Source organism: Pararoseomonas baculiformis (assembly GCF_017813395.1).
GTDB classification, from domain to species: Bacteria; Pseudomonadota; Alphaproteobacteria; order Acetobacterales; family Acetobacteraceae; genus Roseomonas; species Roseomonas baculiformis.
This window is the reverse complement of record NZ_JAGIZB010000009.1, coordinates 45227-66754: the sequence shown is the minus strand read 5'-3', so window position 1 is coordinate 66754 and position 21528 is coordinate 45227. Positions and strand designations below refer to the sequence as shown.

Sequence of the window (21528 nt, the reverse complement as noted above, 5' to 3'; positions counted from 1 at the left end):
CCCGCCGGAGTTCCAGGCCGGGCGCCCATGGCTGGCCCCGCCGGGGGGCGGTGCTAGGCTCCCCGCCTTCAGCGCCTGGGAGGACCATCCGGAATGCCGGTCTACGCACTGCATGACATCACGCCCACCCTGCCCGGGGCCGGCCGCTACTGGGTTGCGCCCGATGCCCATGTGATCGGCGACGTGACGCTGGGGGAGGATGTGGGCTTCTGGTTCGGCGCCGTGGCACGGGGGGACAACAGCCCCATCCGGATCGGCGCGCGCACGAACATCCAGGAAGGCGCCATGCTGCATTCCGACCCGGATGCGCCGCTCACCATCGGGGCCGGTGTCACGGTCGGGCACCACGCCATCCTGCATGGCTGCACGGTGGGGGATGGCTGCCTGATCGGGATGGGCGCGACGGTGCTGAACAAGGCCCGCATCGGCGCCCATTGCATCGTGGGCGCCAATGCGCTGGTGACCGAGGGCAAGGAGTTCCCGGACTTCTCCCTGATCGTCGGCGCCCCCGCCCGCGTGGCCCGCACGCTGGACGAATCGGTGATCGAAAGGCTGCAGCACTCCACGGCCAATTACGTGGCCAACTGGAAGCGCTTCGAGGCGGGGCTGCGGCGGATCGACTGATCTCGGGAATGGTGGTTCCCGGAGAGGGCTCTGCCCTCTCCGGACGTTCGAGGCAGTGCCTCGAACCCCGCCAAGGGCCTGAGGCCCTTGGATCCCCGGCTGGCTGCCGCGGATACGGTGCAAGCAGGGGTTTCTGCCCCTAATCCTGCCCTTGCAGTCGCCTCCGGTCATGGACCGGAGGCGCACCACCAGCCGAACCGCTCAAACTGATAGAAAAAGATGATGGTGAGGGGTCCGGGGAGAGGAAGAATTCCTTCTTCCTCTCCCCGGGACAAACCGCCACCGCGGGATCGAAGCCTGCTTCCTACCCCGCGCTGACCCGCGGCAGAGCCGCGTGCCGGAAGCCACGCCAGGCTTTGGGAAGCCTTTCCAGCGCCTCTGCCCGGCGATGCCCGGCCCAGGCCTGAAGGGAATGCACCGCTGGTTCCAGGGCCTTGTCCCGCGCGGCCAGCTGTTCCGCCAGGGTCACCGCCATGGCGCCGTCATTCAGCGCCCCCAGTTCCTCCTGCAGGTCCTTGCAGCGGCGGAGATAGGCGCTCACCCGCTTGCGGCGGTGCAGGGGGGCCAGGAACTCCACCCCGTAGCGCAGCCTTTTCAGGGACTTGCGCAGGTCATGAAGTTCCTCATCCGTGCGGTGGCGGATGCGGCGCCCGCGGCGCAGCACCCGGCGGGCGAGGCGTTCCTCCAGTTCGGGCGCGAGGTCGGCCAGGGGCTCGGCCATGTCGCCGCCATCGGGCTGGCCGGAAAGCGCCACCGGATCCTCGGCCCAGGCGGCCAGGCCCAGCACGGTGCGCGTCAGCGCCGGCCGGGCGAATTCGGCGGAAAGGCTTTCATGCGCGGCCGCGCGCTCGGTTTCGGCGGCGGCGAGGAGACGCCCGAGCAGGGGCTCGGGCAGGCCGCGCCCGGCGAGATGGGGCAGGGTCTCGGCGCAGAACACGTCCCAGTCCCGCGCCGCGCCCAGGCAGCGGCCGAGCTGGCGGAGTTGCCCGGTGAAGGCCTCCTCCCGCTCCTCGTCCAGACAGGGACGGAACAAGGCCAGGCAGGCGCGCAGGCGGCGTATGGCCACGCGCATCTGGTGAATGCCTTCCATCACCCCCGCGGCGGCGGCGGGCTGATTGGCAAGGAGGCTGGCCAGGGTGGCGCCGGTGATGTTCCGGAAGGCCTCGCCCGCAGTGATGTCGGGCGGGAAGTCGAGGTCGTCCTGCTTCTCCACCTCGCGCGGCTGGCCGGTGAGGAGGCGCCAGCCGCGGTCGGACTTCGCCTCCGTCCCCAGGAGGAGCGGCGTTTCGGCCTGGATCGCGCTGGCGAGGCGGTAGAGGGCGGCGGGGTCACCCTCCTTCAGCTCCAGCTCCATCTCGCGGATTGGCTCCTGCGCCTCCCCCGCCCGGATGGCGCCGAGATCGGTGGTGACCTCCACCAGGGTGCCGTCCTGGCGCAAGGTGCGGATGCTGCGCGTCACCTCGGCGGTGAAAAGGGCGATCAGCCGCGTGCCGTCATTGGCCAGGGAGGCGAGGGGGGTCTGGGCGAGGCGGGCCGGATCGGGTTCCTCCCCGGGAAGGGGCCATTCCCATTCCGCGCGGCCGAAGGGGCCCGCGCCGTCCCGCAGCTTCAGGGTCTGCACATGCCGGCCCTCGCTCTGGCGCACGCGCAGGCTGGCGCCCGCATCGGCGAGCCGGTGGTCCGGCGTGTCGAAGTAGGTGGTCACCTCCCGCCGGGAGGAGTGGGCCTCGCAGGAGGCGAGGGCAGGGTGGGAGGCGAGCGCCGCCTCGCAGCCATCCGGGAGTTGGAACTTGATTTCCAGCTCCTTGGGAGGGGGCTCTGTGGTGTGGTTCATGGTCCGGTCGAACGCCTCGGTCGGGGCCGCGTTGCCATGCCGGTAGGGAGGAGGAAGTCGCAAGGCCGCTGACATCACATTGTCAGCGATGCCGGGCAGCGGCGGCCTCCGCCCCGGGTAAAGGCGTGGGAGGGCACCGGGAGGATGGGATGCATTTCCGCCCTGCCTGCAAGCGTCGGCTACCTGTGGGTGGCGAAGGACGTTTCGTGGTCAGGAACGAAAGAGAACGCAACGAACCGGTGGGCAGCCCGGAGTTGGGAAAGGTCCTGAGAATCAGGCAGCTGGGCGTTTATCGCAGGTTTGTGTGCGGCCGCGCTGCATTTCGCTGCATGGGACGGAGCCACTTCTTTCGCCATCGCTTGTTAACATGGGCGTATCGTAATTTGACCGGACCATGCTTCAGACCCGCCGCTCCCTTGTCCGCGCGCTTGCTCTTGGCGGCGCCGCTGCTCCGCTCGGATCCCTTCTCCGTCCTGGGGTCGCCCTGGCCCAGCCGGTGTCGGGCGGGATGGCCGTGGACATGCGGGACTATCTCCGCCGGGCCCGCAACGCCATGCCATCGGCGAACCGGTCCGGCCGCGTGGCCGTGGAGCGGACGCTGGAACGGCTGGACGATCTCAACGTCGATCTCTCGGTGGGCCGGCTGATCCTGGTGAACATCGCCGCCGCGCAGCTGATCGCCTATGAGGGCGGGCGCGAGGTGATGCGTTCGCGCGTGATCGTCGGCGCACGGAAGACGGCGACGCCGCAGCTGGCCAGCTTTGTCACCGGGGCGCGCTACAACCCGCCCTGGTACGTGCCCGCCAGCATCGAGCCGGAGGTGCGCGCCAGCGGGATTTCGGGCTTCCGCGTGGTGAACGGGCGCCTGATCCAGCCGCCGGGGCCGAACAACCCGCTGGGGCAGGTGCGCATCGGCCTGTATGATTCGGACGGCATCTTCCTGCACGGCACCAACAGCCCCGGGCTTTTCGCGCGTGAGAACCGCGCCCTCTCGCATGGCTGCGTGCGGGTGGAGAAGGTGCGGGAGGTCACGGCATGGATGCTGAACCAGACCCCGGCCGCGGTGCAGGCCCGGCTGGCGACCGGTCGCACGCTGGAGATCACCCCGCCGCAGGATGTGGAGGTCGTCCTGGCCTATCTGACGGCCTGGCCGGATGCGAACGGGCGGGTGCAGCTGCATCAGGACCCCTATGGGCTGGATGCCGCCGGGGCCCGCCGGGCCCCCTACCGCCGTGTGACGCGGCCAGTCCCGCCGAATCCGGAGGAGGTCCAGCCCACTATCGAGGCCAGCGGCATGGCGCCCGCGGAGGACAATCCGCTCTAGAAGGGCGGCCCCTACGGGTGAGGCGCCGCCCCTGGCCCGGGCTGCGCATCACCTGTCATACCAGGGGCGGTGATCCCGGAAAGCGTCACGCCGCCCGGCCTCATAGGCCCGGCGCTCCGCCATTTCACGCTGCTGGCGGCGGAACTCGCGCCGGGCGTCGCGCCATTCCATCCGCTCCCGCCACTGCTCCCTTTCCCAGCCGGAGGGGGCATAGGGCGCATAGCCGTAGCCAAAATCCTGGGCCTTTGCCCCGGGGGTAAGGGACAGGGCCCCCGCGATCGCGATCAGCGCCCCGAACACTGCGTTCTTCATGGTAACTGGTGCCTTTCGCCGGGCCTATCCCGGCTGTGACAAGCCTGATTATCGTGGCCATTCCGGCAGGGCTTGGGCGGTTCGTGCCGCCTTTCCGTCACCTTGTGGAGGAAGGCGGGCCGGGAAATGGGGCGATCAACTGATGGACAGAAGGCGGCCCGGCGCGGCGCCCCTGCTTTCCGCCCCGTAGGCTCCTGGCTATCGTCCGGCCGCGCCACCGCATGGTCGCACCAGCCGCCCGATCGCATTCTTCATCCCTGGGTTCTCGTGCGCTTTCATTCCCTCATTGCCGCCCTGCTCCTCATCTCCCCGATCGCCGTGCCGGCGGCCGCCCTCGCGCAGCCGCGCCAGGTGGCCGAGGCCACGGCCGAAGCGCCCGCGCTCACCGGGAAGGACATCCTGTTCGCCTATCACCGCATGGCCGGGACGGAGCCCGATTTCGCGTTGCTGGCCGAGCAGGCGGTGGATAGCCGCCCGCCGCCCCTGCACCCCGTGCGCGACCCCGAGCGGGAGCGCCGCTACCTCATCCGCCTGGCGGAGCGGCGGCTGAAGGCGGAGTTCGCCGGCTTCGACCTGAACCGCGCCTTCAGCATCCGCATCAGCGCGGAAATCCTGGGCTATGACCGGGAGCGCGGGGGCATCCCGCTCCGGGCCGGTGGGCTGCGGGGCGTGTTCCTGCGCGACCCCACGGATGGGAGCCGCGGCTTTTCCCTCCGGTTCCGCAATGCGGATGCGCTGGGCGTCATCCCCGCGGCCGATGCCGAGGCAGCGGCCAGGCTGCTGCAGGACGCGCAGCTCGCCTCCCTGGGGGACCGGGCGGGGACAGGCGGCATCACGATCCGCTTCGCCTTCGCCGGCGCCCTGCCGCAGGCGGAGGAGGTGAAGGATGCGCCCGTGCTGGCGGAGATCGTTTCGGCGCAGGTGGACAGCGCGGCGGGCTTGCCCGTGCATGGCTTCCGCTCCCTTGGCTCCCTGTCCGCGGCGGCCCGGTCGCGGCGAGCCGGCCCGCCGGTCCTGGCCGAGGCGGATCTCGCCGGGCTCGGCATCGGGATGCCCCTGGCCCAGGCCCAGGCAGCGGCCCGGCGCGAATACCCCGAAAGCCTGGGCCAGGCCTTCTACGAGGGATTGCCGGAACTGGTACGGCGGGGGCGTGGCCAGCCCGAATGCTCCACGGGGCTGGTGGCGGATATCCGTGCCTTCGAGCTGCCCGTGGCGCCCGAGGATTCCTTCGAGGGCTGCATCGCCTTCTCCGCGAGCCCGGAGGAGGACCCGGCCGCCGCGGAGGTCGCCCGCGTGGTGCAGCTGCGCTTCCTGCCCGGCGCCTTGCCCGACGAGGTGCGCCAGGAGTTGGAGGAGCGCTTCGGGCCGGTGTTGGAGGAGCTTCCCACCGGACAGCTTCTCTGGATCGGGCGCCATCCGGCCCAGGGTGCGGCACGTGGTGCTGCACGAGGTGCGGCACCGGGCTTGCTGGAACTGCGCGCGGAGTTCGTGCGCGTGGCGAAAGGCGGGCCGGACCGCGTGCCGGGAACCCTGCTCTCCATGACCCTGCAGCGCCATGCGCCGGAGGATGGCAGCGGCGGCTGAAGCCGCCGCCCACGGGGCGCGGTCACAATTCGCCACAAAGCATCCGGAGCATCCGGCGAGCCGTGCCGCGGAGCCGGGGGGAGCCCCTTGTGGCGGGGATTGTTGAGCATCCGGTCCGCGCGCCTGCCCGTGAAACAGGGACGAAGGCGCAATGGCTTTTTCGGGCATGTTGGCATTCCCGCGCTTTCCCCGGCCCCATGCGGCGGGCATCCTGCCGGGACGGGCGCCATCCAGCGGCTTGCCGGCGCCCGGCTGATACGGTTTTCCGGCCTGCATGAGGCCCGGATGAACCGCCGAGGGGCATGTGGGATCCGGGGGGGTCCCACGCGCAAGGTTTGGGGGCCTGCCGATGCTGGACAGCCGAGTTCATGCCGGCGCCCGCGCGCGTGTTTTCGCACGATGCGCCGGCGTGCTGGTGATGCTTGCTCTTTTGCTTTTCTCCGCGGGCGCCGCGGTGGCGCAGGCTGGCGACAGCCGCTACGCCGCCTTCGTGCAGGATGCGGAAACGGGCGCGGTGCTGTTTTCGATCGATGCGGATGAGCCGCGCTATCCGGCATCGCTCACGAAGATGATGACCCTCTATCTCACCTTCGATGCGCTGCGGCGGGGTGCCATCACGGAGAACACGCGCATCCGCGTCTCCGGCCGCGCGGCGGCAATGGAGCCCTCGAAGCTCTGGCTTCGCCCGGGCTCCACCATCCCGGTGCGGGACGCGATCATGGCGCTCGTCACCAAATCCGCGAATGACGTGGCGGTGGCGCTGGCCGAGCATCTGGCCAAGGGCAGCGAGGCCGCCTTCGCGCGCCGGATGACGCAGACGGCGCGCGGCATGGGCATGTCGCGCACCACCTTCCGGAACGCCTCCGGCCTGCCGCATCCGGGGCAGATGACCACCGCGCGCGACATGGCGGTGCTGAGCCGCCGGCTGGTTCAGGATTTTCCGAAGCGCTACGCCTATTTCGGCGCGACCGGCTTCAACTGGCGCGGCCGCCACATGCCGAACCACAACCGCCTGCTGACGCAGTACAACGGGGTGGATGGCATCAAGACCGGGTATATCCGCGCCAGCGGGTTCAACCTGGCCGCAAGCGCCACGCGGGACGGCCGGCGCCTGGTGGCGGTGATGTTCGGCGGCAGCACGGGGCAGGAGCGGGACCAGCATGTGATGGCGCTGCTGGATCGCGGCTTCAGCGAGATGGAGCGCGGCGGCTCCACCGGGATGATGATGGCGCGTGGCGGCAGCACGGGGCTGCGCCTGGTCGGCAACGCCAATGCGGCGCCGGTCTCGGCCGCGCGCAGCGGTGCCGCGGCTCTTTCCGCGGCGCGGGCGCAGCCGCCCCGGCGGGCGGCGCCTGTCCGGCAGGCGCGGCCCGCCCGGCTGGCGCCGCCGAGGCCGCGCGCCACGGCTGCGCGCGGGCGTTACGCCGTGCAGGTCGGCGCCTTCGCGGCGCAGAGCACGGCCCGGGCGGCAGCCCGGCGGGCCGCCGCGCGCGGAGGGCAGGTGGAGGTTCGGCGCATCCGCAGCCGGGGGCAGTGGCTCTGGCAATCCCGCGTGACGGGGCTTTCCGCCGCGGCGGCACGGCAGCGGTGCCGGGTTGTCCGCGGGCCCTGCATGGTGGTTGCCGCCCGCTAGCGCTTCCCCCTGCCGTGCCGCGGGCGGCGATGCTATCGGCACGGCAGGCTCTTTCACCGAGGTTCCGTGGCCGTCCTTCCGCAAGGCTTCTTCGCCCGGCCCGCGCCCGATGTGGCGCGGGACCTGATCGGGGTGCTGCTGCTGGTCGCCGATGCCGGCGGGCTGATCGTGGAGACGGAAGCCTATGACCGGGACGACCCGGCCTCCCACAGCTTCCGTGGCCGTACCCCGCGCAACGCGGCGATGTTCGGGCCGCCGGGCCATGCCTATGTCTATCGTTCCTACGGCCTGCACTGGTGCCTGAACCTCGTCTGCGGGGCGGGGGAGACGGGGAGCGCCGTGCTGATCCGGGCGCTGGAGCCCAGCGCGGGGCTGCCGGCGATGCGGGAGCGGCGCGGGGTCGAGCCGGTGCGGCTGCTCTGCAGCGGGCCGGGGCGGCTGAGCCAGGCGCTGGGCGTGACCGGTGCGATGGATGGGCTGCCCCTGGATCGCCCGCCCTTCGCCCTTCTGCCGCGCGAGGGGGAGGTGCCCGTGCTGGCCGGGCCGCGCATCGGGATATCCAGGGCGGTGGAGATTCCCTGGCGCTTCGGGCTGGCGGGCTCGGCCTTCCTCAGCCGCCCCTTCCGCGGCTGAGCGGCGCGGCAGGACGAAGCCGCGGGCGGGGAGGTGGCGTCACCAATCCTTCCCGGAAGCGTCACCGGACCGGGCGGGCGAATCATCCGGATGTCTGGGCAGTTCCCCAGCCAGCATGACGAACCCTGCCGAGCCCCGCCCCCCTTCCCCGCAGGCCGATCCGGACAGCGCCGGGAAGGTGCTGGGGCATGCCCCCGCGATCCATGAGACGGCGCGGGTGCGCGACACGCGCTTCGGGCGCTGGTGCGAGGTGGGGGCGCGGACACGCGTGGCGGAAAGCCATTTCGGGGACTACGCCTATGTCGCGAATGACAGCGACATCATCTACGCGGAAATCGGCCCCTTCTGCTCCATCGCGGCGCAGGTGCGGATCAACCCGGGCAACCATCCGCTGGAGCGGGTGGCGTTGAACCACTTCACCTATCGTTCCTCGGCCTATGGGCTGGGCGATGATGACGCGGCCTTCTTCCAGTGGCGGCGCGACCACAAGGTGGTGCTGGGGCCGGATGTCTGGATCGGGCATGGGGCGGTGATCCTTCCCGGCGTGACCATCGGAACCGGTGCGGCCATCGGCGCGGGCGCGGTGGTGACGAAGGACGTGCCGGATTTCGCCATCGTGGTGGGCGTGCCCGGGCGCGTGCTGCGCCATCGCTTCACGCCCGAGGTGATCGCGGCGCTGCATCGCATCGCCTGGTGGAACTGGGGCGATGAACGTCTGCGCCAAGCGCTGCTGGATTTCCGCAGCCTGGGCGCGGAGGCCTTCTGCGCGAAATACGATCCCGCGCCGCAATCCTGAGAGACGAAGTCCCCGCCATGACCCATCCGCGTGCCGCCCGCGTGCTGATCGTGCTGTTCGACGGGCTGCGCCCGGATCTTGTCACGCCGGACCGGATGCCGGTCCTCTCGGCCTTCCTGGGTGGCACGAGGCGCTTCACCGAGGCGTCCTCGGTCTTTCCATCCCTCACGCGGGTCTGCGCCACCACCATTGCCACGGGCCAGCCCCCGGCGGTGAACGGGATCATCCAGAACGCCTTTCCCGACGTCTCCGCGCGTGAGGGGACCTTCCTCAACACCGCATCGGCAGAGGACATGCGGCGGGCGGTGGCGCATCACGGCGCGGGCTTTGTCGCCACGCCGCGTTTCGCGGATTCGCTCGCCGCCGCGGGGCGTCGCTTCGCGCTGGTGCATAGCGGTTCGGCGGGCGGGGCCTATCTGCTCGATCCCCGCGCCCGGGCGAATGGTTCGGCGGTGATGAGCCTGGCCGGGCGCGAGGCGAGCGAGACGCCGGAGGTGTGGGACCGCGTGGTGGCGCGCATCGGCGCGCCGCCCGCGGGCGCCGACAAGGTGCCGTTGATGGAATATGCGGGACGCGCCATGGCCGATGTGGTGCTGCCGGAATGGCAGCCCGACGTGGCGGTGCTCTGGCTGACGGAGCCGGACTGGTCCTTCCACTACAGCGGCATGGACACGCCGGCCACGCGGGCGGCGCTGCGTGCCTCGGACGATGCCTTCGCGCGCGTGCTGGCCGCGGCTTCCGCGATGCCGGGGGCGGAGGAGATGGCGGTGATCGCCATGTCCGACCACGGGCATGTCGGCACCACCGAGTCCTTCGACCTGCTGGCGGAACTCTCGGTCCTCGGCTTCGAGGGCGTGCTGGACCGGCCGGGCGCGGATCTCTCCATCGGGGCCGGGACCATGTGCTGGCTCTGGCCCGCGGAGACGGATCACGCGCGCATGGGCCGGCTGGCGGCCGCGCTGCAGGAGAAGCCGTGGTGCGGCGCCTTGCTGGCGCAAGGCGGGAACGGGGTGGAAGGCCCATGGCCCGGCACCTTCGACCTGGCGCTGGTGAATGCGGAACATGGCCGGTCCGCGCCCCTGCTCCTCGGCATGCGCGGCGGGCCGGATGCGGATCGCTGGGGCCTGGCCGGGAACAGCCCGATCGTGGGCAAGGACCTGGCGCCCGGCGGCGGCATGCATGGCGGGCTGCACCGGCAGGAAATGGCCAATCTCATCGCGCTGCGGATGCCGGGGGTGGAGGCGGCGGAGGATGTCGCGCCCGTGGGGCTGATCGACATCGCGCCGACGCTGCTTTACCTGCTGGGCGTGGCGCCCCTGGCACCGCTGGCCGGGCGCTCGCTGCTGGGCGATGAGGCGCCGCGGGAGCGCCGGGTGCTGGAGACGGGCCTGGGCGAGTATCGGCAGCAGATCGTGCTGGCCGGCGAGGGGCGCGGCACGGTGATCCGCCATGGCGGGCGCATGGGGTGACGCCGGATCTTCGGATCCGGGCCGCTCGCGCCAGCGACCATGCGGCGCTGGTGGAGCAGTTCCTTGGCCTGAACCGCTTCGAGGAGCCGATCGCGGGCAATCGCCGCACCGACCCGGAAGGCGCCGGGGAGTCCCTATCGGCCGCGCTGAAGCGCGTGGAGGAGACCGGCGGCGCTGCCCTTGTCGCGGAACGGGGCGGGTGCGTGGTGGGGCATCTCTTCCTCTGCTTCGAGGAGGACGCCGCCTATGTCCGCGCGCCCTTGCGGCCCTATGCCTATGTCGCCGAGCTGTTCGTGCGGGATGAGGCGCGCCGCCAGGGTATCGGGCAGGCCTTGCTCAGGGAAGCGGAGCGCCTGGCAGCCGCGCGCGGCGTGCCACGGCTGATGATCGGTGTGCTGGCGGGAAATGCGGGGGCGGAAGCGCTGTATCGGCGCTTCGGGTTCCGGGCCCATGCGATCGAGATGGCGAAGGATGTTGCCTCCGGGGAAGGTTCCGCCTTCCCCGGGCCCCTTTCGCCAGGAAACTAGGTTTCCTGGACCTTCCATCCGTTTGCGGCCTTGCTGGAGGGCTGCCCAGGGTTCCCTCCGGTGCCCTACCGCAGCGTGGGGTCCAGACGGTCCCGAAGCCAGTCGCCGAGCAGGCTGACGGAAAGGGTCGTCAGCACGATCACCGTGGAAGGCGCCAGCAGGATCCAGGGCGCGCGCGTCAGGTATTCGCGCCCGTATCCAACCATGTTGCCGAGCGATGTCATGGGTGGCTGCACGCCGAGGCCGAGAAAGGAAAGGCCGCTTTCCAGCAGGATGATCTCGGGGAAGGCGAGGGTCATGGAGACGATGAGGGTGGAGGCGATGTTCGGCAGCACGTGGCGGCCATAGACGCGCCATGGCGAGGCGCCGAGCTGGCGCACCGCGGCGGCATAGCCCTGTGCCCCGGCGGAGACCGCCAGGCCGCGCGCGATGCGGGCGTAGCGTTCCCAGCCATGCAGGCCGAGCAGGCAGATGAAGAGCGGCAGGGAATTGCCGAAGAAGGCGAGCACCGAAAGCGCCAGGATCAGGAAGGGCATGGCGGCCTGGAAATCCACCAGGGCGAGCACGGCCTGTTCCACCAGCCCGCGGAAATGGGCGGCCAGGAAGCCCAGCGAGACGCCGAGCACGGCGCCGATCACGGTGGCGCCGAAGGCGATCAGCAGGCTCATGCGGACGGACTGGATGAGGCGGGACAGGACATCGCGCCCCAGCTCATCCGTGCCCAGGGGATGCACCCATTCGCCGCCCAGCCCGATGGGCGGCGTCAGCCGGTTCCGCAGGTCCAGCGCCGTGTAGGAATAGGGGCTGATGAGATCCGCGGCGAAGGCGGTGAGGAGCATCAGCGCGAGCCAGATGATGGCGAAGATCACCATGGCCGGCATGCGCGCGCGCTTGCGGGCGGGTGGCGCGGCGGTGGCGGGCGCGGCGGGGGCGGTGTTGAGGGTGATGTCGGACATCAGGCGGTCGCTCCCTTCGGCGCCACGCGGAGGCGGGGATCCAGGGCGCCGTAGAGCAGGTCCACGACGAGGTTGGCGGTGACCATGGTGGCGGCGACCAGCAGCAGGATGCACTGCACCACCGCCAGGTCGCGGTTCGCCACCGCCACCACCAGCAGGCGGCCCACGCCGGGCCAGGAGAAGACGCTTTCCACCACCACCGCGCCCGCGAGCAGGCTGCCCACCATGAAGCCGACGATGGTGACGGTGGGGATGGCCGCGTTGGGCAGGGCGTGGCGGCGCACGGCCACATGCCAGGGCACGCCCTTCGCCAGGGCCGTGCGCATATAGGGCTGGCCCAGAACCTCGAGCATGGCGGAGCGGGTGAAGCGCGCCAGCACGGCGGCACCGCCGATGCCCAGGGTGATCACGGGCAGGATCGCGTGCCGCCAGCTTTCCTGCCCGCCGGAGGGCAGCCAGCCCAGCGTGACGGCGAAGACCAGAACCAGCACCAGGCCGAGCACGAAGGAGGGCACGGTGAAGCCCGCCACCGCCAGCAGCATCACCGCGCGGTCCGCGAAGGAATTGCGGTGGAGCGCGGCATAGACGCCGGCCGGGATGCCCAGCCCGATCTTGATCAGCAGGGCGGGGAGGGTGAGGGCGAGGGTCGCGGGGATGCGCTCGGCCACCAGTTCGATCGCCGGGCGCCCATCGCGCATGGACTGGCCGAGATCGCCGCGGAAGATGGCGGTGAAGTAGCGGAGATATTGCTGCCATAGCGGGTCGTTCAGCCCCCAGGATTCACGGAAGGCGGCGATCGCCTCCGGCGGCGCGTCGGCGGACATGATGAGCAGCGCGGGATCGCCGGAGAGGCGCAGCACGACGAAGGCAAAGGTCACCACCAGCGCCAGGGTCAGCAGGGCGCGGGCGAGACGCAGCCCGAGGAAGCGGAACATCAGGCGGCCTCGCGGGCGGGAAGGGGATCCGAAATGGCGGTGGGCACGGCGCCGTCATTCGGCGCGACGTCGCCATGGGCGACGTGGCAGGCGACGAGGCGCCCATCGCTGGGGCGGCGCTTCAGCGCGGGAACTTCCCGCGCGCAAAGGGCGGCGGCGAAGGCGCAGCGCGGGTGGAAGGCGCAACCGGGCGGGCGGGCGGCGGGGTTGGGCGGATCGCCACGCAGCACGATGCGGCCGCCCTTGCGGCCCGGATGCGGGATGGCGGAGACGAGGGCCTGCGCATAGGGATGGGCAGGGGCGTGCAGCACGTCGTCCGGCTCGCCTTCCTCCACCACGCGGCCGAGATACATCACGGCGACGCGGTGGCTCATCTGCCGCACGGCGCGCAGGTCGTGCGAGATGAAGAGCATGGCCACGCCGGTGCGCGCCTGCACCTCCGCCAGCAGGTTCATCACCTGGGCCTGGATGGAGACATCCAGCGCGCTGATGGGTTCGTCGCAGACCAGGAGGTCGGGGCCGGTGGCCAGGGCGCGGGCGAGGACGGCGCGCTGGCGCTGGCCCCCGGAAAGTTCATGCGGGTAGCGCCGCGCATGATCCGTGCGCAGGCCCACATCGCGCAGCAGCGCCTCGACCCGCGCGGGGCGGTCGGCGCGTGTGCCGATCCTGTGGATTTCCAGCGGCTCGGCGACCTGCGTGCCGATGTCCAGGCGGCGGTCCAGCGCGCCGAGCGGGTCCTGGTACACCATGGCCATGCGCGCGCGCAGGCGCCGCCATTCCGGCGTGGAAGGATGCGGCATCGCCTCGTTCCTGAAGGCCACGCCGCCGGAATCCGGAACTTCCAGCCCCAGCACCATGCGGCCGGTGGTGGACTTGCCGCAGCCGGATTCGCCGACCAGGCCGAGGGTGCGGCCACGATGCAGGGTGAGGGAAACGCCATCCACGGCGCGCACCTCCACGGGGCGGCCGAAGAAACCCTGGCGCATGGTGTAGCGCCGGACGAGGTCCTGCGCATGCAGCAGCGGCTCGGGCGCGGTGTCGGTCATGCCGGGATCAGCTCCGGGTTGCGCGCGGGCTCGATGGGGCGGATGCAGGCGGCACGGTGGCCAGGGGCCACGGTCATCAGCGCGGGCGGCGCGGCATCGCAGGCCGCGACATGGCGGGGGCAGCGCGGGGCGAAGGGACAGCCGGGCGGCATGGCCCAGGGCTCCGGCACGCCGCCGGGAATGGCGGCGAGCGGCCGGCGCGGGCCATCGATGGGCGGCAGGGCGGCGAGCAGCCCGGCGGCATAGGGATGGGCGGGGGCGGCGAAGAGATCGGCGGAGGCGGTCTCCTCCACGATCCGGCCGGCATACATGACGCAGACCCGGTCGCAGGTTTCCGCCACCACGCCGAGATCGTGGGAGATGAGCACCAGCGCCATGCCGGTGTCCCGCCGGATCTCGGCGAGCAATTCGAGGATCTGCGCCTGGATGGTCACGTCCAGCGCGGTGGTGGGTTCGTCGGCCACCAGAAGCTCGGGCTGGCCGGCCAGGGCCATGGCGATCATCACGCGCTGGTTCTGGCCGCCGGAGAGTTCATGCGGATAGGCATCCAGGCGGCGGCGCGCATCGGGCATGCCCACGCGGTCCAGCAGGCGGCGCGCCTCCTCCCGCGCGGCATGGCCGCCCATGCCGCGATGCAGGCGCAGCGCCTCGGTGATCTGGCGGCCGATGCGGTGCACGGAGTTCAGGCTGCTGGCGGGGTCCTGGAAGATCATCGCCACCCGTCCGCCGCGCACCTGATCGAGCACGGCGGGGGCGGCATGGAGGATCTCCTGGCCATCCAGCCGCACGCTGCCATCCACCTTCGCCTTGCCCGGCAGGAGGCCGAGGGCGGCGAGCCAGGTGACGGACTTGCCGCAGCCGGATTCACCGACCAGCGCCACGGCTTCCCCCCGCCCGACGGCCAGATCCACGCCGCGCAGGGCGGGGATGCCGTCGAAGGCGGCAGTGAGGCCGCGGATCTCGACCAGCGGCTGCATCAGGCGCCCCAGTTGCGGGCGGAGAAGTCCATGAAGAAGGACTGCCCGGCCTTCCAGGGAAGATCGCGCCGCTTGGCGGTGAAGTTCAGGGTCTGGTGCAGCACGGTGTAGGCGGGGTCCTCCCGCTCCGCGATCTCCAGCATGCGCCGGAAGGTGCGGCGGCGCTCCTCCTGGTCCATCGAGCCCTCCAGCACGGCTGAGAGCTGGCCGAACTCCTCGTTGCGCCATTCCCCGATCTGCCATTGCTGCCCCTGCGGGCCGTGCTGGGCGGTGAGGGAGGCGACGGGATCGTTGAAGGAGGCGGAGTTGGACCAGTCCCGCACGCCGCGGCCGGCGGGCGTGCCCGCGCCGGCATTGGAGAGAACCTGCGGGAAGTTCTCCTTCATCTCGATCACCACGTTCAGCCCGACGGCGCGCCAGCCTTCCAGCAGGATCTGCGCGGTGGGGACCTGGGCGGTGTAGTAGTTGTTCAGAAGGCGATAGGGGATCGGCTCGCCCTTGTAGTTCGCCTCACGCAGCAGGCGGCGGGCCTCGGCGGGGTCGAAGCGCGGGGCTTCCCAGCCCTCCACCAGCATCGGGCCGTAATAGGCGAATTGCAGGCCCGGCGGCACGGGCGCGCGGCCACCCCAGAGGGCATCGGTGATCGCCTTGCGGTCGATCGCGTGGGTGAAGGCGCGGCGGATGCGGGCGTCGCGCAGGCTGGGGTGCGACTTGTCGAACACCGTCAGCCGGTGGTTCATGATCGGGCCGCCCACCACCTCATGCCGGGCCGAGCGGTCCAGCGCGCCGATCTGGTCGGGCGGGATGTCGCAGGCGAAGTCGGCCTCGCCCGAGAGCAGGGCGTTGATGCGGCCGGAAACCTCCGGCACCTCGATGAAGCGGATCTGGCGCAGCGGCGGGCGGCCGCGCCAGTGCTCGTCATGCGCGACGAGGGTGAGGGACTGGTCCGGGCGGAAATCGGTCACCTTGTAGGGGCCGGTGCCCACGGGCTTGCGCGCCCAGTCCAGCCAGGAACCGGCGGCCTCGAAGCCAGCCTGGGAGAGGATCATGCCGGTGGTGCGGGAAAGCCGCCCCTCCAGCGCCGGGTCGGGAACGCGGTTGACGAAGCGCACGGTGCGCGCATCCACCACCTCGATCCGCTCGAATCCCGGATAGGTGCGGCGGGCGATGGCGGCGGCCTCGGGCGGCGGCTCCTTGCTCCCGGTGCGCCCGGGGACATTGCCGAAGAGGTTGCGGGCGGCGGCGGGATCCGCGCCCCACATGCGCTGGGGGCCGAAGGAGAAGGCGACGTCCTCCGCCGTCATCTCCCTGTTGTCATGGAAGCGCACGCCGGGGCGCAGGGTGAATTCCAGCGTGCGCTCATCCACCCGGCGCCATTCCGTGGCCAGGCCGGGTTGCAGGCGGAGATCGCCGAGCCAGTCTTGCTCGATCAGCGCCTCGCCATAGGACCCGCCATGGCGGGTGCCGACATTCGACTGTTCGCGCAGGGTTTCCAGCGTGTTCGTATTGGCGATCTTCTGGACCGCCACGGTTACGGAAGGGCGCTGGTCGGACTGCGCGATGGCGAAGCGCGCCAGGGGGAGCTGGCTGGCGAGGGCCGCGCCGGCCGAAGCCAGCGCGGAACGGCGGGTCAGGACCGGCATCGGCATCAGCCCCAGTTGCCCTGGCGGAAATCCATGGCGAAGGCCGGGGCCGCCCGCCACTTGATGTCGCGCCGCTTGGCGGTGAAGGTCGCGTTCTGGTGCAGCACCGTGTAGGCGGGGTCCTCGCGCTCCGCGATTTCCAGCATCCGGCGGAACACCTGCTTGCGGCGGGCGCGGTCCGTGCCGGTCTCCAGCTCCACGGAGAGGCGGTTCAGCTCGTCGTTGCTGTATTCGCCAACCTGCTGCTGCTGGCCGTTCGGGCCGTGCTGGGCCACGAGTGACGAGACGGGGTCGTTGAAGGGGGCGGAGTTGGACCAGTCGCGCACGGCGCGGGCATCGCCGCGCTCCAGGATCTGCGACCAGTTCTCCTTCATGTCGATGGAGACGTTCAGCCCGACCTGGCGCCACATCTCCACCAGCACCTGCGCGGTGGGGGTCTGGTTGGTGTAGTAGTTGTTCAGCAGGCGATAGGGGATGGGCTCGCCCCGGTAGTTCGCCTCACGCAGCAGGCGCCGCGCCTCGGCCTGGTCGAACTTCGGCACCTCCCAGTCCTGGACATACATGTCGCCGTAATATTCGAACTGCAGGCCGCGCGGCACCACGGTGCGGCCACCCCAGAGGCTGTCCACGATCGCCTTGCGGTCGATGGCATGGGTGAAGGCGCGGCGCACGCGCGGGTCGCGCAGGGCGGCGTGGTTCTTGTCGAACACCGTCAGCCGATGGTTCAGGATGGTGCCGCCCTGCACCTCATAGGCGCGCTCGCGCTCGATGCCCGCGATCTGGTCGGGCGGGATGTCGCAGGCGAACTGCACCTCGCCGCTGCGCAGGGCGTTGATGCGGGCGGAGACCTCCGGAACCTCCAGGAAGCGGATCTGGCGCAGCGGCGGGCGGCCGCCCCAGTACTCATCGTGGGAGGCGAGGGTAAGGGAGTGGTCCGGGCGGAACTCCACCACCTTGTAGGGGCCGGTCAGCACGGGCTTGCGCGCCCAGTCGAACCAGCCACGGGCCTCCTGATAGGCACGGCGGGAGATGATCTCGCTGCCGAAGCGGGAGAGGCGGCCTTCCAGCGTCACATCCGGGGTGGCGTTGTGGAAGCGCACGGTGCGGGCATCCACGATCTCCACCCGCTCCAGCGCGGGCCAGGAGCGGCGGGCCACGCCCGTCACCTCCGCCGGCAGCTCGCGCTGGGCCGGGGAGGGGATGACATCGCCGCGGACCGAGATGGTGCGGCCCTGGGCGGTGGCGGGGGTGTCGCCGAACATGCGCTCGCGGCCGAAGGAGAAGGCCACGTCCTCGGCCGTCATCACGTCGCCATTGTGGAAGCGCACGCCCTCGCGCAGCGTCAGTTCCACCACGCTGTCGCTGATGCGGCGCCAGTCGGTGGCGAGCATGGGGACGGTCTTCAGCTCGTTCAGCCAGTCACGGCCGATCAGCCCTTCCCAGAGGGAGGAGAAGAAGATGCGCTCGCCCACATTGGACTGCTCGCGCAGCACCTCCAGCGTGTTGGAGTTGGAGATCTTCTGCACGGCGATGTTGATGGCGGGGCGCTGGTCGGACTGGCCGATCGCGAAGCGCGGCAAGGAGGCCACGGCGGCGGCGCCGAGCAGGAGGGGACGGCGGGAGAGCATCACGGGTTACGCTCCTCAAGACCTTGGGGGGTGGCGCGGAAATGGGTCAGCGTGCGCTCGGCATGGCGCATGCGGTGCGACAGGGCGCGCTGCGCGTAGTCGCGCACCACGCCGGCATAGGCGGGCTCGTCCGCCAGATTCTCGAAGCCGTGCGGGTCCTTCTCCAGGTCGAAGAGAAGCGGCGGCAGCGCGGCGAAATGGACGTATTTCCAGTTCTCGTCCTGCACGACGCAGAGCGAGCAGTCGTCCATATGCAGGCCCAGGCTGTCCTCGGGGCGGGAGTAGAAGACGTCGCGGAAGTCGTACTCGTAGAAGAGATGGTCGCGCCAATCCGCGGGCTTCTCGCCCGCCACCAGGGGCAGGAGGGAATGGCCATCCGCGTTGCGCGGCTTCTCTCCGCCGAGCCATTCGAGGATGGTCGGCATCACGTCCACGCTTTCGGTGAAGGCATCCTCGATCCGGCCGGCGCTGCCGGGCGGGGCATCGGGGGCCTTGATCACCAGCGGGATGCGGAAGCTCTCATCGTGGTAGCCGACCTTGCCGAGCAGGTAGTGGTCGCCCAGCTGCTCGCCATGGTCGGAGGTGAAGATGACCAGCGTGTCCTTCCACTGGTTCGTCTGGTCCAGATAGGCGATCACCTGGCCGAGCGCCGCATCCACCTCGGAGATCATGCCGGAATAGGTGGCGCGCATCTGGGCGATGGCGGCGGGGTCCAGCTCCGTCGCGGCGCCGCCGGCGCCGTGGAAGAAGGAGCCCTGGCTGATGCCGCGCAGGTAGAAGTTCAACAGCGGGTGCTGCCTGGCCTCGGCCTGCCAGGTCTCGCGCCGGTGCAGGGCCGGCATGTCCTCCGGCCGGTACATGTCGTGATAGGGCGCGGGGGCGATGAAGGGCGGGTGCGGGCGGTAATAGCCGAGATGCAGGAACCACGGCTTGCCGTTGCGGCCCTTGAGATAGGTCAGCGCGCGTTCGGTGAAGTAGGCCGTGTCCGAGAACTCGGCGAGAATGCGGCTGGGGCGGTTGGTCACGCCGGGCAGGCAATCCTCGCCCTCCGGCAGCCAGATATCCTCGCGGTTCGGCGGCAGGGTGAAGCCCTTCTGCGCCAGCCAGCCGAAATACCCGTCCATGGTCGGCTCGAAGGCACCCACGGCCCTGAAGCCGTCCATCAGGTCGCCCAGCGTGGTGAAGCGCGGGTCGCGTTCGCCGGTCGTGCGCGGGTCGGGCGTGGTGGTGGTGTAGCCGATCAGCGCCGGATCATAGCCGATGCGCCGCAGCTCCTTCGCCAGGTTGGTGTGGCGGGCATCCAGCGGCACGGTGTTCTGCACCGCGCGGTGATTCATCAGGTAGAGGCCCGTCAGCAGGCTCGCGCGCGCCGGGCCGCAGGGCACGGTGTTCGTGACGTGGTTGCGGAAGGTCACGCCTTCCCGGCACAGGCGGTCGAGATTCGGTGTCTTCAGGAAGCCGGCGCCGAGGGCCGGGACAAAATCCGCGCGCCACTGGTCCACGACAACCAGGAGCACGTTGCGATGAGACGAGGTGTTGAGAGGCATTCCGTCCGCCAAGGGGTCCGTAGCGCGGGACCCCTTAGTGCGGTGCGGCTACAGCATGGCGTCAGCCCTGTTGCCGTGCGATGACACTCGGCTGACGGAGCCGATCTGATCGCCGGAAGCGGGAAGGCTGCTCAGGACAGGGGGCCGGCGATCTGGCTCTGGAAGGCGGGGCGGGCGCTCAGCCGGTCGTGCCAGCGGCGGAGTCGCGGCAGATCGGGGCGTGATTCGATCTCCATGCTGAACCAGCGCCGGACATAGGAGCCGAGCGTGATGTCGGCGAGGGTGAAGTCATCGCCCTCCAGATAGTCCCGCCCATGGGCGAGATGGGCATCCACGATCTTCCAGGCATTGCCGGTGGCCTTCGCCGCGGCGGTGATGGCGGCCATGTCGCGGTCCTCGGGCCTGGTCCGCACCAGGCCCCAGAAAAGCGGGCGCTCGGCCGGTTGCATGGTGGACAGGGTCCAGTCCATCCAGCGCTCCATCCGGGCACGCGGGGCGGCCCCGGCGGGATAGAGATGGCGGGCTTGGGAATCGGGCCGGCGCTCGATCTCCCGCAGGGCGAGGTAGCGCAGGATCGAGTTCGACTCCCACAGCACCACGTCACCATCCACCAGGGTGGGCACGCGGCCATTCGGGTTCATGGCGCGGTATTCGGGGCTGTTCACCATGCCGAAGTGCAACCCGGCCTCCCGGCGCTCGAAAGGCAGGCCGAGCTCGCCGCAGCACCACAGCACCTTCTGCACATTGACCGAATTGGCCCTTCCCCAGATGAGCAGTCCGCCCAAGGCATTCACTCCCGGTGTTCTGGCCCGCGGCCGGCTGGTGGCGGCGCAAGCAGTTTTGATGGCGCACGGGCCGTCCAGAGGCGAAAGCCCGGCGAAATCGGGAGTGGCCCTGGCCATTCCGCCCCGCCATTCTGGACCCTGGCCGCCCGAAGCCATCCATCATGGCCGGAGAGCGCGCCGGGAGGAAATGCCATATGACGATGCTTTCGCGCCGGAAGACCCTGTTCGGCACGGCTTGCCTGGCCTGTGCGGGGATGCACGGGCTGTTCGCCTCATCGGTCGAGGCGCAGGAGGCGCAGCGCTGGTCGCCGCCCGCCGCCGGGGACCGCTGCCCGTCCCGCTGGGGGCCGGCGGACCGGCGCGGTTCGATGAACCTGATGACGCCGGAGCGGGCGAAGCGGGCCGCCCAGCTGATCCGCACGGGCGAGATCGTGGAGTGCGGGCAGACGCTGAACCAGACCATGCCTTTCTTCGGCACGCGCCGGTTCGACGTGCATCTGAAGCAGATGTTCATGAACCCGCAGGCCAACCGCCGCGGCTCGAACGAGGAACTGGTGGTTTCGGAGATCGGGCAGGTGGGCACGCAGCTCGATGCCTTTCCCCACCAGACAATCGGGGACGAGGGCTACAACTGCGTTCAGATCCCGCGCATTTCCGGCCGCAACGGCTTCACGGAAATGGGCGTGGACACGGTGGGCACGATCTTCACGCGCGGCGTGATGATCGATGTCGCGGGCCTGAAGGGCGTGGCCACGCTTCCCGACACCTATGAGATCACCCCGGCGGACCTGGAGCAGGCACTGTCCCGGCAGAACACGCGGATCGAGGAAGGGGACGCGGTTATCATCCACACGGGCTGGGGGCTGCTCTGGGGCAAGGAGAATCCCCGCTACGTCGCCTCCTGCCCCGGGCTGGGCGTGGCGGCCGCGGAATGGATCATCCGCCAGAACCCGATGCTGATGGGGGCGGATAACTGGCCCGTGGAGTGCTCGCCCTCCAAGACCATGCCGGATGCCAGCCTGCCCGTGCACCAGCTGGCCCTGGTGGTGCATGGGGTGCACCTGCTGGAGAACATGAAGCTGGATGTGCTGGCCCAGCGGCGGCAATACGAGTTCGCCTTTGCCGTGCAGCCGTTGAAAGTGCAGGGCGGCTCGGGTTCCACCGTGGCGCCTTCCGCCATTTTCTGACGTGCTGGGCTGTGGGGGCGCCTGCAGCTATCGGTTCTTCGTCGCTTGTGGCCCCGGGGAGAGGAAGAAGGAATTCTTCCTCTCCCCG

The 21528-nt window shown here is 70.5% G+C and carries 19 protein-coding genes; 9 read left to right on the top strand and 10 right to left on the bottom strand.

The genetic code is table 11. From position 1 onward, the window contains the following. Window positions 1–93: 93 nt before the first annotated feature. The gene (locus tag J8J14_RS11085) at window positions 94–624 is read left to right on the top strand and encodes a gamma carbonic anhydrase family protein (protein WP_209379572.1); all 531 of its coding nucleotides are present in this window, start codon (window positions 94–96) and stop codon (window positions 622–624) included. A gap of 304 nt (window positions 625–928) precedes the next feature. Here J8J14_RS11085 and J8J14_RS11080 read toward each other — a convergent pair whose 3' ends face one another. Then, on the bottom strand, window positions 929–2458 hold the full coding sequence (locus J8J14_RS11080; protein ID WP_209379571.1) for a CYTH and CHAD domain-containing protein: 1530 nt from the start codon (window positions 2456–2458) through the stop codon (window positions 929–931). Between the two features lie 394 nt (window positions 2459–2852). Here J8J14_RS11080 and J8J14_RS11075 point away from each other — a divergent pair, with 394 nt between their 5' ends. After that, window positions 2853–3782, top strand: a complete 930-nt coding sequence (locus J8J14_RS11075; protein ID WP_209379570.1) for a L,D-transpeptidase family protein — start codon at window positions 2853–2855, stop codon at window positions 3780–3782. Window positions 3783–3830: 48 nt separating this feature from the next. Here the strand turns inward: J8J14_RS11075 and J8J14_RS11070 are convergent, their stop codons facing one another. Continuing rightward, window positions 3831–4094 carry a hypothetical protein gene (locus J8J14_RS11070; protein ID WP_209379569.1) on the bottom strand — a complete coding sequence of 88 codons (264 nt, stop codon included), beginning with the start codon at window positions 4092–4094 and terminating at the stop codon, window positions 3831–3833. A 267-nt stretch (window positions 4095–4361) separates the two neighbouring features. Here J8J14_RS11070 and J8J14_RS11065 point away from each other — a divergent pair, with 267 nt between their 5' ends. From J8J14_RS11065 to J8J14_RS11040, 6 genes are all read left to right on the top strand, one after another. Next, window positions 4362–5678, top strand: a complete 1317-nt coding sequence (locus tag J8J14_RS11065; protein WP_209379568.1) for a hypothetical protein — start codon at window positions 4362–4364, stop codon at window positions 5676–5678. A gap of 349 nt (window positions 5679–6027) precedes the next feature. Then, entirely contained in the window at window positions 6028–7311 is a 1284-nt protein-coding gene (locus J8J14_RS11060) for a D-alanyl-D-alanine carboxypeptidase family protein (protein WP_209379567.1), read from the top strand. 66 nt (window positions 7312–7377) lie between these two features. Beyond that, on the top strand, window positions 7378–7944 hold the full coding sequence (locus J8J14_RS11055) for a DNA-3-methyladenine glycosylase (RefSeq protein WP_209379566.1): 567 nt from the start codon (window positions 7378–7380) through the stop codon (window positions 7942–7944). Between the two features lie 115 nt (window positions 7945–8059). After that, complete coding sequence (locus tag J8J14_RS11050; protein WP_209379565.1) at window positions 8060–8740, top strand: LbetaH domain-containing protein; 681 nt, start codon at window positions 8060–8062, stop codon at window positions 8738–8740. 17 nt (window positions 8741–8757) lie between these two features. Then, entirely contained in the window at window positions 8758–10209 is a 1452-nt protein-coding gene (locus J8J14_RS11045; RefSeq protein ID WP_209379564.1) for an alkaline phosphatase family protein, read from the top strand. Next, the gene (locus J8J14_RS11040) at window positions 10206–10736 is read left to right on the top strand and encodes a GNAT family N-acetyltransferase (protein WP_209379563.1); all 531 of its coding nucleotides are present in this window, start codon (window positions 10206–10208) and stop codon (window positions 10734–10736) included. The genes J8J14_RS11045 and J8J14_RS11040 overlap by 4 nt, the downstream gene beginning before the upstream one ends. 65 nt (window positions 10737–10801) lie before the next feature. Here J8J14_RS11040 and J8J14_RS11035 read toward each other — a convergent pair whose 3' ends face one another. The 8 genes from J8J14_RS11035 to J8J14_RS11000 all read right to left on the bottom strand — a co-directional run bounded on the left by J8J14_RS11035 (window position 10802) and on the right by J8J14_RS11000 (window position 20253). Continuing rightward, entirely contained in the window at window positions 10802–11692 is an 891-nt protein-coding gene (locus tag J8J14_RS11035; protein ID WP_209379562.1) for an ABC transporter permease, read from the bottom strand. Beyond that, complete coding sequence (locus J8J14_RS11030) at window positions 11692–12627, bottom strand: ABC transporter permease (protein ID WP_209379561.1); 936 nt, start codon at window positions 12625–12627, stop codon at window positions 11692–11694. The genes J8J14_RS11035 and J8J14_RS11030 overlap by 1 nt, the downstream gene beginning before the upstream one ends. Next, complete coding sequence (locus J8J14_RS11025) at window positions 12627–13673, bottom strand: ABC transporter ATP-binding protein (protein WP_209379560.1); 1047 nt, start codon at window positions 13671–13673, stop codon at window positions 12627–12629. Before J8J14_RS11025 ends, J8J14_RS11030 begins: the two co-directional genes overlap by 1 nt. Beyond that, entirely contained in the window at window positions 13670–14650 is a 981-nt protein-coding gene (locus J8J14_RS11020; RefSeq protein WP_209379559.1) for an ABC transporter ATP-binding protein, read from the bottom strand. The genes J8J14_RS11025 and J8J14_RS11020 overlap by 4 nt, the downstream gene beginning before the upstream one ends. Next, window positions 14650–16299, bottom strand: coding sequence for an ABC transporter substrate-binding protein (locus J8J14_RS11015; RefSeq protein ID WP_456307511.1), 1650 nt, complete (start codon window positions 16297–16299; stop codon window positions 14650–14652). The genes J8J14_RS11020 and J8J14_RS11015 overlap by 1 nt, the downstream gene beginning before the upstream one ends. Then, window positions 16299–17921 carry an ABC transporter substrate-binding protein gene (locus tag J8J14_RS11010; protein ID WP_209379558.1) on the bottom strand — a complete coding sequence of 541 codons (1623 nt, stop codon included), beginning with the start codon at window positions 17919–17921 and terminating at the stop codon, window positions 16299–16301. Before J8J14_RS11010 ends, J8J14_RS11015 begins: the two co-directional genes overlap by 1 nt. Then, on the bottom strand, window positions 17921–19438 hold the full coding sequence (gene pehA / locus J8J14_RS11005; RefSeq protein WP_342452433.1) for a phosphoric/sulfuric ester hydrolase PehA: 1518 nt from the start codon (window positions 19436–19438) through the stop codon (window positions 17921–17923). The genes J8J14_RS11010 and pehA overlap by 1 nt, the downstream gene beginning before the upstream one ends. Window positions 19439–19599: 161 nt before the next feature. Next, the gene (locus J8J14_RS11000; RefSeq protein WP_245215659.1) at window positions 19600–20253 is read right to left on the bottom strand and encodes a glutathione S-transferase family protein; all 654 of its coding nucleotides are present in this window, start codon (window positions 20251–20253) and stop codon (window positions 19600–19602) included. Window positions 20254–20447: 194 nt separating this feature from the next. Here J8J14_RS11000 and J8J14_RS10995 point away from each other — a divergent pair, with 194 nt between their 5' ends. Beyond that, window positions 20448–21440, top strand: coding sequence for a cyclase family protein (locus J8J14_RS10995; protein ID WP_209379555.1), 993 nt, complete (start codon window positions 20448–20450; stop codon window positions 21438–21440). Window positions 21441–21528 lie beyond the last annotated feature (88 nt).